The organism is Pedobacter sp. Leaf170, from assembly GCF_920984665.1.
In the GTDB taxonomy this organism is placed as follows: domain Bacteria; phylum Bacteroidota; class Bacteroidia; order Sphingobacteriales; family Sphingobacteriaceae; genus Pedobacter.
In genome coordinates, this window is the sequence record NZ_CAKLBP010000001.1 from 331,308 (window position 1) to 347,147 (window position 15,840).

The following is a 15,840-nucleotide window of genomic DNA, read 5'->3' on the forward strand; positions in this document are numbered from 1 at the left end:
CATTGTAAAAATATACAAAACACTAAAAGTCAATTAATTATAAATAAATAAACTTATTTAATCTTTCATTTCAGAAAGCTGTTAATAAATAAATCAAACGTTTGTTTTACAAATTAATAATCATAACATAAGTTTGTATTAGCAATTTGAATGAATCGCGTTTCGACCGGGCTTTGAATTGTTAAAGTAATTAATACTCGATCGGTATCTAAATAGCCAACAACAAAATTGTTGGCTATTTTGTATTATTACTTTTCGTAAATTTCTAAAGGTAAGCCATCCGGATCGGTAAAAAAAGTAAACCTCTTATTTGTAAGTTCGTCAATACTAATGGGCTCTGTTGCAATATTCAGCCGATTTAAACGCCCTGCCTCAAGCTCAACATCATCCACTTCAAAAGCTAAATGACGCAAACCTAAAGCTTCTGGTCGGGATGGTCTTTCGGGTGGATTTTCAAAAGAAAATAATTCAATCTGATAAAGTTCATTTACAGCCAAATCTAACTTATAAGATTTTCGTTCAGCCCGGTAAAACTCACTAATAACTTTTAAACCTAATTTATTAACGTAAAAATCTTTCGATTTTTGATAATCAGAACAGATAATGGCGATATGATGAATACGATTAAACATGTTTTAAATTACGATTTTAGATTTTCGGATTACGATTAGATGCCTCAAATATCCACTAACTTTCTAACATTTCAACCTCTCAATTTTCAACAGCTAAAAAGCATTACGAATAAACCGAAAACCTTAACCTTTTTCACTTAAAAAAGCTAAATTTGCATCTTCAAAAAAAAAGCATGATTCATTTCTTCTTAAATCAATCCGATACGGTTTTTGTTTTACAGACAGACCATCCCATATCTTCAACTGATATTACTAAACTTGAATGGTTATTTGGCAACGCCAAGCTACAAAATGAAACTGCGCTAAGCGGTTTTTTTGTTGGCCCAAGGGCTGCAATGATAACCCCATGGAGTACTAATGCGGTTGAAATTACCCAAAATATGGACATCCATGGGATAATAAGAATAGAAGAATTTAAAAAGGTTGAAGAAGATTTTACGGCTTTCGACCCAATGCTTTCACAAAAGTATGATGGACTTAATCAAGAGGTTTACACCATCAATATTAAACCTGAGCCAATTTTAGAGATTACTGACATTGCCGCATTTAATAAACATGAAGGTTTATCTTTAAGCGATGATGAAGTTAATTACCTAACTGAGCTTGCAACAAGGTTAGAAAGACCCTTAACAGATTCTGAAGTTTTTGGCTTTTCTCAGGTAAATTCGGAGCATTGCCGCCACAAAATATTTAACGGAACCTTTGTTATCGATGGTGAAGAAAAACCAACATCATTATTCAAACTTATCCGTAAAACATCAGAAGAAAATCCGAACGATATTGTTTCGGCATATAAAGATAACGTAGCTTTTATTAAAGGTCCGCTTGTACAGCAATTTGCACCAAAACGTGCCGATGTGCCCGATTATTATGAAACGAGCAATTTCGAATCGGTAATTTCTATAAAAGCAGAAACGCATAATTTCCCAACAACTGTAGAGCCTTTTAATGGTGCCGCTACAGGTTCTGGTGGTGAAATTAGAGACAGGTTAGCTGGCGGACAAGGTTCATTACCTTTGGCAGGAACTGCAGTTTACATGACAGCACTTTCCCGTTTAGAAGAAAATCGCGATTGGGAAAAAGGTGTTGAAGAAAGAGCATGGCTTTATCAAAAGCCAATGGATATTTTAATTAAAGCCTCTAATGGTGCAACTGATTTTGGAAATAAATTCGGTCAGCCACTTATTACGGGTTCTGTTTTAACTTTCGAACATGAGCACTTCGACAAGCTCAGCATGACAAGCAGAAAGTTAGGTTTTGATAAGGTGATTATGCTTGCCGGCGGTGTTGGATATGGTAAGGCAAGTCAGGCTAAAAAACAAAAACCGCAAGAAGGCGATAATATTGTTGTTTTAGGTGGAGAAAATTATAGAATCGGGATGGGCGGTGCTGCGGTATCATCTGCAGATACAGGCGCATTTGGAACGGGCATTGAATTAAATGCTATCCAACGCTCAAACCCCGAAATGCAAAAAAGAGCTGCAAATGCAGTTCGAGGCATGGTAGAAAGTGAGCACAACACGATCATATCTATACATGATCATGGTGCTGGCGGACATTTAAATTGTTTATCTGAATTGGTTGAAGAAACAGGTGGATTAATCAACCTGGATAAACTTCCGGTTGGCGACCCTACCCTTTCCGCCAAAGAAATTATTGGTAACGAATCTCAGGAACGCATGGGATTGGTCATTAGTAACGAAAATATCGAAACCCTCCAGAAGATTGCGGATAGAGAACGTGCTCCAATGTATACAGTTGGTAAAGTAACAGGTAATCATCGTTTTACATTCAAATCGGAAACTACAGGTGCAAAACCTATGGATTTTGAACTGAAAGACATGTTTGGCAGCTCACCAAAGGTGGTAATGGAAGATAAAACTATCGATAGAAAATATGAAGAACTAAGCTACCAGGCAGATAAACTGAATGATTATCTTAATCAGGTACTTCAGTTAGAAGCCGTGGCATGTAAAGATTGGTTAACCAACAAAGTTGATAGATGTGTTGGTGGTCGTGTGGCTAAACAGCAGAATGCTGGTCCGCTGCAATTGCCCCTAAACAACTGCGGTGTAATGGCTTTAGATTTTCTTGGAAAAGAAGGTATTGCAACATCAGTAGGACATGCACCAATTTCAGCATTAATTGACCCGGCAGCAGGAAGTAGAAATGCAATCGCAGAATCGCTTTCCAACATTGTATGGGCTCCACTTAAAGATGGTTTAAAAAGTGTTTCACTTTCTGCAAACTGGATGTGGGCTTGTAAAAATGAAGGTGAAGATGCTCGTTTGTACAATGCGGTTAAGGCTTGCTCGGATTTTGCTATAGACCTAGGCATCAATATCCCTACAGGAAAAGATTCGCTTTCGATGAAGCAAAAATATAAAGATGGTGATGTAATTGCTCCGGGTACGGTTATTATTTCTGCTGGCGGAAATTGCGATGATATTACTAATGTTGTTGAACCCGTTCTGAAAAAAGATGGTGGCTCAATTTATTATATCAACCTTTCTAATGATGGCTACAAATTAGGCGGTTCTTCTTTCGCACAGATTTTAAACAAGGTTGGAACAGAAACACCGGATATTAAAAACGCTGAGGCTTTCAAAACAACTTTTAATACAATACAGCAACTAATTAAAGAAGGAAAAATTCAAGCCGGCCATGATATAGGTAGCGGTGGTTTAATTACCACCTTACTGGAGATGTGTTTTGCGGATATTGACCTGGCTGCAAAAATTGATTTATCTGCCCTGAAAGAGGCCGACTTAATTAAAGTTTTATTTGCTGAAAATATTGGTATCGTTTTTCAGGCAGATGCTTCCGCTGAAGAAATTTTGAAGGCAAATGGTGTAGAATTCTACAATATTGGAAATCCGATAAATGGAAATACGTTGACCATAAATCACGCAGATGTAGATTACAAATTTAATATTTCTGAATTACGTGATACCTGGTTCAAAACTTCTTACTTATTAGATATAAAGCAAAGCGGCGATGTTAAGGCTAAAGAACGTTTTGATAATTATAAAAATCAGCCTTTAAAATACAACTTCCCTGCACAGTTTGATGGTAAAAAACCTTTAATTGACAATAACAAACCACGACCAAAAGCGGCTATTATCCGTGAAAAAGGAAGTAACTCTGAGCGTGAATTAGCAAATGCAATGTACCTTGCAGGATTTGATGTTAAGGATGTACACATGACGGATTTAATTAGCGGACGTGAAACTTTAGAAGACATTCAATTTATTGGTGCAGTTGGCGGTTTCTCAAACTCTGATGTTTTAGGTTCGGCGAAAGGTTGGGCTGGAGCATTTATGTACAATGACAAAGCCAGAATCGCATTAGAAAAATTCTTCAGCAGAGCTGATACACTTTCTGTAGGGATTTGCAACGGTTGCCAGTTATTTATTGAGCTTGGCTTGATAAATAAAGACCATGCAGAAAAACCAAAAATGCTGCATAATGAAAGTCATAAGCACGAAAGTATTTTTACCTCTTTAACAATAGCTAAAAACAAATCGGTAATGCTTTCTACTTTAGAAGGTGCAACTTTGGGCGTTTGGGTATCGCATGGCGAAGGAAAATTCAGCCTGCCTTATGCAGAAGATAAATATCAGATTGTATCTAAATATGCGTATGAGCAATATCCGGCTAGCCCGAATGGCTCTGATTACAATACAGCAATGATGTGCGATGAAACTGGCCGCCATTTGGTAATGATGCCACACATTGAACGCTCACTATTTCAGTGGCACTGGGCAAATTATCCGGCAGGCAGAAAAGAAGAAGTTTCTCCATGGATGGAGGCTTTTGTAAACGCCAGAAAATGGATTGAAAACAAGTAAAATGATGGATGATGTGAGATGGATAATGGAATTCTTTCCCTCATCCATTTTACCAAAACACATATAATACTTTTAACAACACGGCTTGAGCAAATGCTCAAGCCGTGTTGTTTTATGCTATCTCCAATTTCATCAATCCAACATCTTCCATTCCACATTTTCCATCCAACATCTTCCATTCTACATTTTTTAAAGCTGTTCGACATGTTCCGAAAGGCATGTCGAACACATAATAAAACAGGATTTTACAAATCCTAAAAACTTCAAACCAAGCCGTTCAGATTTATGCTCTGTTCAACATCATCCATTTCACCTCACCCATCCTACATCATCCATCCAACACCTTCCATTCCACATTTTCCATCTTACATCCTTCCATCTTCCAAAATCACATCTTTTCTAACGTCTTTTCGCCAGGCTTTGCCATATTTAGCGTCCAGATAATTGGCCACAACTTTATTATAAGCGGCTAAACTAATATTTAAGGGCAAAACACATCCAAACTGATAATAGTTAACATTATACTTTTTCTCGAAGGGCTTATCACCTTCATAATGTTTTGAAGCTATGCCACTCCAAATTAAAAACTTTATGTTTCCTCTGCTGATGTCTTTTTGAGCTAGTTCAATGCTGTACGATTGGCTGGTATCTGAGGCAAGAACATCAGCAGCTTTTAGTTGAAAGGTAAAAATCAGGCCTAGTAAAACAATCAATAAATTTTTAATAGGTAGCATTTTAATTATTTAAGGTAAAAGTTATAGGCAAGTTGAAGCGAACACGAACGGGATTGCCTTTATTTTTACCCGCTTTCCATGCTGGTGATTTCTTGATTACTTTTAAAGCTTCCTCATCGCAACCGAAACCAATACCTCTAACCAGATTAACATTTGTAATCGAACCATCTTTTTCTACAACAAAACTTATAAAAACTTTACCTTGTGTTCCGGCTTCTTGCGCTTGGTAAGGATACCTTAAATTACGTTGTATGTATTTCGCCCAGGCTTTCATTCCACCTTCAAATTCCGGATATTCATCTACACCAGAAACATCTGTAATTTCATTACCGCTAGGCTTATCGCCTTCACCAACTTTGCTACCATTGCCATTACCTTCATCAACTTTAGCTGGCAAAACAATGTTTGGATTTATTTCACCATTCTGAGTAATGTTACTTATAACTGCATCTTTAGTATCATCAATTGTAGGCGCAGGTTTTGCAATCGCATCATTTACCACTTCAATTTTCGAGGGCATATTAATGCTTTTCACTTTTACAGGTTCTTCTTTCTTAATTTCCTCCTTTTTCTCAGGTTTAGGCTCTTCAATTTTAAAAATCTTATCATCAGGTATGCTCACCTGAACGCCTGTGTCAACAACTTCAGCAGGATTTAATCTGCTATAAATTAAAGGCGCAACACTTAATAGTATAAACACACCACCGGCAACAAATAAAGATTTAGTTAAAATTGATGAAGATTGTGCCCTTAATGCGTAAGCGCCATAGTTTTTGTTTCTTCCAGAAAATACAAGATCGAGCCACTCGGTTTTGTAAATGTTAAATGATGAGTTAAACATAGTTTTTGAGTTTTATACCATGATGTAATTAAATCATCAATTCCATAAAACTTTAAAAAATCTATATTATTTGCTAAAAATGAAATTTTAAAGAACAAAATCATTTTCATATTTCATTTTCGATAAAATTGAGATATTTCTTACAATTGTTTCATAAAAATTAATAAAATATACTATTTTTGACAAAAAACATAACGAATTAATGAAAAGCTTAAGAACCATCGCATTAAAAGAGGCTCAAAACAGAATTTCACCAGAAGTTAAATCACCATCTACAAAAATTTCTGACTTTTTTGGCGCTAATGTATTTGATAAGAAAAAAATGAGAGATTTCTTATCTAAAGACGTGTACGAAAAATTAATTTCATCTATCAACCAAGGTGAATTAATCAATACTGAGGATGCAAACCACATTGCAACAGCTATGAAAGCTTGGGCAATGAGCGCAGGAGCAACTCACTACACACACTGGTTCCAGCCTTTAACAGGTACTACTGCAGAAAAACACGATTCATTTTTTGAGCCAAGTGGCGAAGGTGCTATCGAGAAATTTGCTGGTAGCGCATTAGTTCAACAAGAGCCAGATGCATCTAGTTTCCCTAACGGAGGTATCCGTAATACTTTCGAGGCTCGTGGTTACACAGCTTGGGATCCATCATCTCCGGCTTTTATCATGGAAAGCAAAGCTGGTAAAACACTTTGCATCCCTACCGTATTTGTTTCTTACACAGGCGAAGCATTAGATTATAAAGCACCTTTATTAAAAGCATTAGCTGCATTAGATAAAGCTGCTGTTGATGTTTGCCAATATTTCGATAAAAGCATTACTAAAGTAAATGCGTCATTAGGTATCGAACAAGAATATTTCCTGGTTGATGAATCTTTATTTAACGCCCGTCCGGATTTATTATTAACTGGTCGTGCTTTATTCGGACACATGTCCGCTAAAGGTCAGCAATTAGAAGATCACTATTTTGGTTCAATTCCTGAGCGTGTATTCACTTACATGGTAGATTTCGAAAATGAAGCCTTAAAATTAGGTATTCCTTTAAAAACCCGCCATAATGAGGTTGCACCTTCTCAGTTTGAGTGTGCACCTATTTACGAAGAAATCAATTTAGCAATCGATCACAATCAATTATTGATGGATTTGATGGAAAAAGTTGCTCGTCGTCACCATTTCCGTGTTCTATTACACGAAAAACCATACGCAGGCATTAATGGTTCTGGTAAACACAATAACTGGAGTTTAATTACTGATACTGGTAAAAACTTATTAGCACCGGGCAAAACGCCTAAAAACAACTTAATGTTCCTGGCTTTCTTTGTAAATACAATTAAAGCAGTTAGCGAGCATGCAGATTTATTACGTGCAAGTATTGCATCGGTAAGCAACGATCACCGTTTAGGTGCTAACGAAGCGCCACCTGCAATTATTTCAATCTTCTTAGGTTCTCAATTAAATGATGTTTTAGATGAAATTGAGCACTCACGTATCAGCAAAAAAATTAAAGAAGATAACGCACTTTGGTTAGGTATCCCTAAAATTCCACAAATTTTATTAGATAATACCGACCGTAACCGGACATCTCCTTTCGCTTTTACAGGTAACAAATTTGAGTTAAGAGCAGTGGGTTCGTCAGCTAACTCATCAGCACCAATGACTATCTTAAACGCTATAATGGCAGAACAGTTAGTTAAATTCAAATCTGAGGTTGATAAATTAATTAAGAAAGGTGATAAAAAAGACATCGCTTTATTAACGGTTATCAAAAAATACATTAAAGAATCTAAATCAATTCGTTTTGAAGGAAACGGTTATAGCCAGGAGTGGGAAGATGAAGCTGCAACACGCGGTTTATCAAACATCAAAACTACGCCTAAAGCTTTAGATGCTTATTTAACAGAAAAATCTGCTACTTTATTTGAAGCTACAGGAATTTACAGCAAACGTGAAATTCATGCCCGCCATGAAATCATGTTAGAAAACTTCTACAAGAAACTTCAAATTGAGGCTCGTGTAATGGGTGAAGTTGCAAATACTGCAATTATTCCTGCTGCTATCGCCTACCAAAATTCTTTAATTGAAAACGTTAAAGGATTAAAAGAACTTGGTGTAAATAGTAAATCATCTTTGGATATTGTTAAGAAACTATCTGAGCATTTAGATATCGTTAAAACCAATATCGATGCCATGTTAGAAGAACGTAAAGTGACCAATAAGATTGAAGATACTCGCGAAAAAGCAATTGCTTACGACGAGAAAGTTAAATCTTACTTCGATACTATTCGTTACCATGCAGATAAATTGGAGCAAATTGTTGATGACAGCGTTTGGCCATTACCAAAATTCAGAGAATTATTATTCATGAAATAAGCCGCAAGCACAAAGCTGAAAGCTCAAAGATTAAGGCGTAAGGTAAAACTTTACGCCTTTTTTTTTGGATCATGATTTTCAGGATTAACGATTTTAAGATTCAATTGTGTTTAGCGCCAAACATAAAAGCTTACATGCTCTTAATTTCTTATATAGTAAAAAAGAAATAACATCTTATGATTATTAGAATATAAAATCATCAGACTGCTAATTCCCCCATTACCAATCCCTATAACCTATTTTCCATCATCCATTTCCTATTCTTTATTTCCATATTTCCAATTACCTATTCTTTATTTCCCATCTTCCATCAAACATCTTCCATTTCCAAAATCCTTTGACCTTTCAGCTTTAGTCTTTCAGCTTAAAAAGCTATCTTTGTAGCAACATGAGTGATAATAGGTACAATCAAAGGGGTGTTTCTGCCTCAAAAGAGGATGTGCATAATGCCATCAAAAATATTGACAAAGGAATCTTCCCGAAAGCATTTTGTAAAATCATTCCGGATATTTTAGGCGGTGATGATGAATACTGTAACATCATGCATGCTGATGGTGCTGGCACGAAATCTTCACTAGCTTATGTTTACTGGAAAGAAACCAATGACTTATCGGTATGGAAAGGCATTGCACAAGATGCCATCATCATGAATATCGACGACTTAATCTGTGTTGGTGCGACCGACAATATCCTTTTATCCTCAACAATTGGCCGTAATAAAAACCTTATTCCTGGTGAAGTACTTGCTGAAATCATTAATGGTACAGAAGAAATTTTAGCCGACTTACGCGACCAAGGCATTTCTATTTATTCTACCGGTGGCGAAACAGCAGATGTTGGCGACTTAGTGAGAACTATAATTGTTGACTCTACGGTAACATGTCGCTTAAAGCGTGAAGATATCATCAGTAATGATAATATTAAACCTGGCGATGTTGTAGTAGGTTTAGCATCGTACGGACAAGCAACTTACGAAACCGAATATAACGGTGGAATGGGCTCAAATGGATTAACCTCTGCCCGTCATGATGTTTTCGATAAATCAATCGCTAACAACTATCCTGAAAGTTTTGATCCTGCTGTTCCATTTGATTTAGTTTTTTCTGGAAACCAAAAGTTAACGGATGAAATTGAAGTTGAAGGTTTTGGAAAAATTACTGCTGGTAAATTGGTCTTATCTCCTACCCGTACTTATGCACCTGTTATCAAAAAGATTTTAGAACATCACAGAAATAAAATTAATGGCATTGTACATTGCAGTGGTGGCGCACAAACTAAAGTGCTTCATTTTGTTAATGATGATGTACACGTGATTAAGGATAATTTATTTCCTGTTCCGCCATTGTTTAAATTGATTCAGGAAGAATCGGGTACAGATTGGAAAGAAATGTACAAGGTATTTAATATGGGTCATAGAATGGAGCTTTACGTTCCTCAGGAAATTGCAGATGATATTATTGCAATCTCAAAAAGCTTTAACATTGATGCACAAATTATCGGTCGTGTTCAAAACAGCGATAAAAAGCAGGTAACCATCAACAGCGAAAAAGGAATATTTGTTTATAATTAATTCCTCTTCCGTCATTTCGAGCGGAGCCGAGAACCACGAATGTGCTCAGCGAAGCTAAATCTTTGAACATAGCAATAAAATTTTCTGATTTCTATCGGTCATCCTGGGTGGAATCGAATGACTTACATAATAAAATATTACTAGCTCTTAAATATGTTCTGAAAGATATCTGGAATCTGCAAAAAATTTAATCTTAAATCCTAATCCATTTATTATTTTGGACTCGCCTTGCTAACATTTAGCATCGCTAAACTAACAGATAAACACTTACTTAATAGATAAAGCGTAGATCAAGCATGGATAAAGCATAGATAGAGTACTGTAATAGTACTAAACTATATTTATTGCATCCATTAGGACTTGAAACCTTTTATAAACGAAAAAGTCCCGATTTGCATCGGGACTTTTTAATTAATACTAATTTTATGTATTAGTTAAAGTTATAACGTACACCAAACTGCATGTAGTAAGTAGAAGAAATGGTTTGAGAAGTACCAAACGTTTCTCTTACGATATCACCTGAAGCGTTAGCAACTCTAAAGGTTGGTCTTGTAGTTGCGTTGATTGCACTAACATTTTGAGGAACCAAAACCTGAGCATTATTAACGAAGTTTACATTACCCCAATTACGGTTTAATAAATTTCCAACATTGAAGATATCAACAGTAAATTGGAATGAATTTTTAGTTTTACCAAAGTCTTTGAAAACTTCCTGAGTTAACCTGAAATCGAACTGGTTTCTCCATGGAGATACACCACCGTTACGCTCAGCAACTTTACCTCTATTTTTACTCAAATATTTATCCTGAGCAATATAAGCTTCAAAGATATCAGCTTGCTCTTGGGCGCTATATGCTCTAGCGTAATTTGCTGTATTCGCTGGAATAGCCACAAATGATGCAGCAGTTAGCTCTCCTGGATTTGGAATATACATTAAATCGTTTCCTGATACGCCATCACGATTAAAATCTCCATTATAAGCATAAGAAAATCTACCTTGTTGTGCTCCTTCGTAGAATAAATTGAATGAAGTAGCTAAGTTACCGAAGTATGATTTCTTGTAAGAAATATTTGCAACAATTCTATCCGGGTTCAAGTTACTTGAATAACTTAAAGTTGGAACGTTAGCGTTGTTTTGAGTTTGCGGAGCGTTCCATAAACCAGCTAATTGGTCACCACTTTGGTCACCATAATTGCGTTGGTCAGAACGTGTATAAGCAATCATTGCTGAAATACCGTTGCTGAATTGTTTTGTTAATTGAGCAGTAGCCATCCAATTATAACCGCCTTTAACATTCTCCATTTGGATGGCGTTAAATCCTGTTACTGTACCGTTAGTACCACCACTTGGGGTTCCGTTAGCTACTGGTAAACCAGCTGCATTAATTGGGTTAATGTATTTATCAGAATTACTTACAGGATAAAACAATCTACCGTCTGGATAACCTGAAATTTGAATAGTCGGATTCACTAGGTTTAAGTTTTTAGCAACCGCAACATTTAAATCACGACCATAAATACCTTCTAAAGTACCAACGATACCACCTGGTAATTTAACATCAAAAGCTAAACTAGATTTCCACGTTTGAGGGAATCTAAGGTTTGGTGCCATTACACTAATACCTGCAGAAGGAATTGAAGTTCCAGCAGCTGGAGCTGCAGAAGATAATTGTGGAGCAATTGATGGATTAAAAAACGGCACTGCATTTCCTGTATAACTTTGAGTGTATTGGATTAAACCAGCATCACCTGATTGAGAAACAATCCATACGAATGGGATACGACCAGTAAAGATACCAGAACCACCACGTACTTGGAATGAACGATCGCCCATTACATCCCAGTTAAAACCGAAACGAGGAGAGAAAGAAATTTTGTTTTCAGGTAAAACACCTGTGTCAACTTTTTGTCCACCAAAATTCAAACCAGCCACCAATGGATGAGTTCTAACTTCAGTTATATCTGGATAAGTAGCTTGTTCAACACGTAAACCAGCAGTTAATTTTAAACGATCACTTACGTTAAACTCATCTTGTAAATAAGCAGAGTATTGATTGAATTTAAAACTTGGATAAGCTTGAGAACCGTCAGCTGTTAGAGGATATGTAACAGTATATTGAAGTGGTCTTTGATTAGTAATAAAATCATTCCACGTTCTGAAAGTATAGAAACCTGTACCAAAGCGTTGGAAACCATTTTTAGTTGTACTAAACTCAGCCTGAACACCTAATGTTAAATTGTGTTTACCCAAAGCTAAACTTAAATCATCACTATAAGTATAACCTTTCACATCTCTTAGGTTACCATAAGAAAAGGGCTCATATCCAAAAGTGGTTAGAACACTACCAAAATTATTTCCTACAGGAATACCATCTAAAATATCAACCAATGGAAAAGGATTTCCGTCAGTTGTACGAGGATCGTTCTGATGAGAATAAGTAGCTCTTAAAACATTTGTTACTTTACTACCAAAGTTTGAGTTTAACTCAGCAACACCAGAATATAAATTAGCTGCTTGATAATAATTTGAGTTGAAGAATGGTAAACCGGCAGTTCTAGCCGTTCCAGATCTAACATTAGCATAAGCAAAACCAGTTATCGAGCCAATTGGCGAACCGCCAGTTGAAGTACTTGCTGATGAAGGTGATTTACTTTCTACCTGATTATATCGAACACTAAAACGGTGATTTTTATTAATGTTCCAATCTAAACGAGCAAACATTTTTTCGTTATCGCTTCTGTTTTGATATCCTTGATAAGGACCAGTAGCATAGTTGTAAGTATTTAATAAATATGAACTAACCTGATTCAAGAATGTTTCTGATGCCTGAACAACATTTGGATTTGCTGTTGAGTAAGGATTTGCAGGGGTTGCCGCAATTCTTTGTGTACCTGGAGCGATAGTTAGTTTTTTCTCATAGTTAACAAAGAAGAATAATTTATCTTTAATTATCGGACCACCTAAACTGAAACCAAAATTTTTCTCATCGAATTTTTGTAAAGCCGGGATACGGTAAGTTTCGCCAATTCTCTTTCCTTGTTGTTCTTCACCACGCATTGTATAGAAAGCATTACCAGAGAAAGTATTCGTACCAGAACGAGTAACCGCACTTACCGAACCACCTGTAAAACCAGTCTGACGAGCATCATAAGGCGTTACGTTTATAGAGATTTGCTCTAATGCATCGATTGAGATTGGAGAACCACCCGCAGGGATATTACCACCAATACCAAACTGGTTATTAAAGTTAGCACCATCTACAGTAAAGTTGTTCGAACGATAGTTACCACCACCAATTGAAGTACCATTAGCTTGTGGCGTTAAACGCGTTAAATCGTTAACACTACGTGTGATGGTTGGTAAGCTCTGAATTTGCGCTTTGTTAATAACAGTTGAAGTTCCGTTTTTATTAGAATTTAAAATTGTATTTGAACCTGTTCCAACAATTTTAACCTCAGATAAAGTAGAGCTGTTATCTACCAAAGTAGTATTTACTACATAAGGCTCGCCTAATTTCAAATAAACCTCTGTTTGTTTTGCAGGGTTATAACCAACAAAACTAATTTCAATTGTGTACGGTCCGCCAACACGCATACCACCAATCGTAAAACGACCGTCGTTGTTTGTTGATACGCTGTAAACCGTTCCTGTAGGAGTATGCGTAGCTTTTACACTAGCACCAGGCAGAGCGCCCTGATTATCCTTAATTGTTCCTGTCATTGACGATGTGGTTACCTGTGCATTAGCACCTAAAGTAATCCCTACAAAAGCCACAACAACGAGTACTAATCTTAAAAGTAAAGATTTCTTCATACTTTGTTTTTTTAATTGTTTTTTGTTGAATAATAAATCGGGAAGATTTTGTGCCGCAAATGTAATTATTAATTTTTAACACATTTTAACATCCAATGTTAAATTATTATTAATTGTGTCAAAACTTTTCAACATTTAACATTGGTATTTCACATTTAACCTTCACTTTATCAATAACTTGCTTATTTATGATTTTAATAATGAATCCAAGTGCTTTATATGTGTGTTTTTACACCCATTATAAACTTATTGTAACGAATTTTTCAATTGTCGTTTATTAAGAAACATTTTTTTAGTTTTGGCAAATGATAAGGCGATTATAGCCTTTAATGGTAGTGTATAATTATTGAGATTGTACGGGATTAATTTGCATCAGGCAAAGACTTCTTCATCAGAAGATTACCAAATTTAAAATAGATTAAAAGCAAATCTTTTTGAATAGATAAGAACCATCCATAATTAAAGGATATTTTTTTTTTAATTATGGTAAGCTCCATCTGACAGATATAAAAAATAAGAAGAAACAGATGAATTACGACGTTATTGTTTTAGGCAGCGGCCCAGGTGGTTATGTAGCTGCAATCAGAGCTTCACAATTAGGAATGAAAGTTGCAATTGTAGAGCGTGAATCTTTAGGTGGTATTTGTTTAAATTGGGGCTGTATCCCTACTAAAGCATTATTAAAAAGCGCCCAGGTTTTCGAATACATTAACCATGCTGCAGATTATGGTATTACTACCGCCGGAGCGACTGCAGATTTTGCTGCTGTTGTAAAACGTAGCCGTGGTGTTGCCGATGGCATGAGCAAAGGTGTTCAATTCTTAATGAAAAAGAACAAAATTGACGTTGTTATGGGTACCGGTAAAGTTAAGCCAGGCAACAAATTAGAAGTTAAAGGCGCTGATGGTTCTCAAAAAGAATTAACTGCAAAAAATATTATTATCGCTACCGGTGCTCGTTCAAGAGAGTTACCAAACTTAAAACAAGACGGTAAAAAAATTATCGGCTACCGCCAGGCAATGGTTTTACCTGAATTGCCAAAAAGCATGGTGGTTGTAGGTTCTGGAGCCATAGGCGTAGAGTTTGCTTATTTCTATGCAACAATGGGTACTAAGGTAACTATTGTTGAGTTTATGGAAAATGTAGTTCCGGTTGAAGATGAAGATGTATCGAAACAATTATTACGTAGCTTGAAAAAAGTTGGTATCGATGTAATGACTTCAGCTTCTGTAGAATCTGTTGATACAAATGGCGCAGGCTGCAAAGTTTCTGTTAAAACCGCTAGCGGCATGCAAACCATCGAAGCAGATATCGTTCTTTCTGCGGCTGGTATTGTTGCTAATATTGAGAATATTGGTTTAGAAGAAACCGGCATCAAAACTGAAAAAGGTAAAATTGTAACCGACGGATTTTATAACACATCTGTAAAAGGTTATTATGCCATTGGCGATGTTGTTGGCGGACAAGCCTTAGCTCACGTTGCCTCTGCAGAAGGTATTATCTGTGTAGAGAAAATTGCTGGTCAGCATGTTGAACCTTTAGACTACAATAATATTCCTGGATGTACCTATTGCACACCAGAAATAGCATCAGTTGGTTATACTGAAAAAGCAGCTAAAGCAGCCGGTTACGAATTAAAAATTGGTAAATTTCCTTTCTCAGCATCGGGTAAAGCAAGTGCAGCTGGTGCAAAAGATGGTTTTATAAAATTAATTTTTGATGCTAAATACGGCGAATTATTAGGCGCACACATGATTGGCGCTAATGTTACCGAAATGATTGCGGAAATTGTAGTTGCCCGTAAATTAGAAACTACCGGACATGAAATGATTAAATCTGTTCACCCGCACCCTACCATGAGCGAAGCCATAATGGAAGCCGCTGCTGATGCTTACGGAGAAGTAATTCATTTATAGCATTAAATTTCATTGATATTAGAAAGGAAGTTCTTTTTGAACTTCCTTTTTTGTTTAAGAACAATCCAATTCTGAGAGTTTACCCCCCTCAAAGTATAAATCCTC

The 15,840-nt window shown here is 36.2% G+C and carries 8 protein-coding genes; 4 read left to right on the forward strand and 4 right to left on the reverse strand.

Going from position 1 to position 15,840, the window contains the following annotated elements:
* Positions 1-248: 248 nt before the first annotated feature.
* Positions 249-632, reverse strand: coding sequence for a VOC family protein (locus tag LUA90_RS01435; RefSeq protein WP_231489843.1), 384 nt, complete (start codon positions 630-632; stop codon positions 249-251).
* A gap of 173 nt (positions 633-805) precedes the next feature.
* Between LUA90_RS01435 and purL the strand changes: the two genes are divergently transcribed.
* Positions 806-4,483, forward strand: a complete 3,678-nt coding sequence (purL, locus tag LUA90_RS01440) for a phosphoribosylformylglycinamidine synthase (protein ID WP_231460055.1) — start codon at positions 806-808, stop codon at positions 4,481-4,483.
* Positions 4,484-4,848: 365 nt separating this feature from the next.
* On the opposite strand, the gene LUA90_RS01445 is transcribed toward purL, so the two are convergent.
* Complete coding sequence (locus LUA90_RS01445; protein WP_231460054.1) at positions 4,849-5,217, reverse strand: hypothetical protein; 369 nt, start codon at positions 5,215-5,217, stop codon at positions 4,849-4,851.
* A 1-nt stretch (position 5,218) separates the two neighbouring features.
* On the reverse strand, positions 5,219-6,058 hold the full coding sequence (locus tag LUA90_RS01450) for an energy transducer TonB (RefSeq protein ID WP_231460053.1): 840 nt from the start codon (positions 6,056-6,058) through the stop codon (positions 5,219-5,221).
* A gap of 202 nt (positions 6,059-6,260) precedes the next feature.
* Here LUA90_RS01450 and LUA90_RS01455 point away from each other — a divergent pair, with 202 nt between their 5' ends.
* Together LUA90_RS01455 and LUA90_RS01460 are read left to right on the forward strand one after the other, a co-directional pair.
* The gene (locus tag LUA90_RS01455) at positions 6,261-8,435 is read left to right on the forward strand and encodes a glutamine synthetase III (RefSeq protein WP_231460052.1); all 2,175 of its coding nucleotides are present in this window, start codon (positions 6,261-6,263) and stop codon (positions 8,433-8,435) included.
* A gap of 388 nt (positions 8,436-8,823) precedes the next feature.
* Entirely contained in the window at positions 8,824-10,005 is a 1,182-nt protein-coding gene (locus tag LUA90_RS01460) for an AIR synthase-related protein (RefSeq protein ID WP_231460051.1), read from the forward strand.
* Positions 10,006-10,435: 430 nt separating this feature from the next.
* Here the strand turns inward: LUA90_RS01460 and LUA90_RS01465 are convergent, their stop codons facing one another.
* A complete protein-coding gene (locus LUA90_RS01465; protein ID WP_231489844.1) occupies positions 10,436-13,819 on the reverse strand; it encodes a TonB-dependent receptor domain-containing protein in 3,384 nt (1,127 codons plus the stop codon).
* A 527-nt stretch (positions 13,820-14,346) separates the two neighbouring features.
* Here LUA90_RS01465 and lpdA point away from each other — a divergent pair.
* Complete coding sequence (gene lpdA / locus LUA90_RS01470) at positions 14,347-15,735, forward strand: dihydrolipoyl dehydrogenase (RefSeq protein WP_231460049.1); 1,389 nt, start codon at positions 14,347-14,349, stop codon at positions 15,733-15,735.
* Positions 15,736-15,840 lie beyond the last annotated feature (105 nt).

Excerpts from the sequence above, each read along its gene's own strand:
- LUA90_RS01455 (WP_231460052.1), top strand. The coding sequence starts at position 6,261 with ATGAAAAGCTTAAGAACCATCGCATTAAAAGAGGCTCAAAACAGAATT.
- LUA90_RS01445 (WP_231460054.1), bottom strand. The coding sequence starts at position 5,217 with ATGCTACCTATTAAAAATTTATTGATTGTTTTACTAGGCCTGATTTTT.
- lpdA (WP_231460049.1), top strand. The coding sequence starts at position 14,347 with ATGAATTACGACGTTATTGTTTTAGGCAGCGGCCCAGGTGGTTATGTA.
- purL (WP_231460055.1), top strand. The coding sequence starts at position 806 with ATGATTCATTTCTTCTTAAATCAATCCGATACGGTTTTTGTTTTACAG.
- LUA90_RS01450 (WP_231460053.1), bottom strand. The coding sequence starts at position 6,058 with ATGTTTAACTCATCATTTAACATTTACAAAACCGAGTGGCTCGATCTT.
- LUA90_RS01435 (WP_231489843.1), bottom strand. The coding sequence starts at position 632 with ATGTTTAATCGTATTCATCATATCGCCATTATCTGTTCTGATTATCAA.
- LUA90_RS01460 (WP_231460051.1), top strand. The coding sequence starts at position 8,824 with ATGAGTGATAATAGGTACAATCAAAGGGGTGTTTCTGCCTCAAAAGAG.
- LUA90_RS01465 (WP_231489844.1), bottom strand. The coding sequence starts at position 13,819 with ATGAAGAAATCTTTACTTTTAAGATTAGTACTCGTTGTTGTGGCTTTT.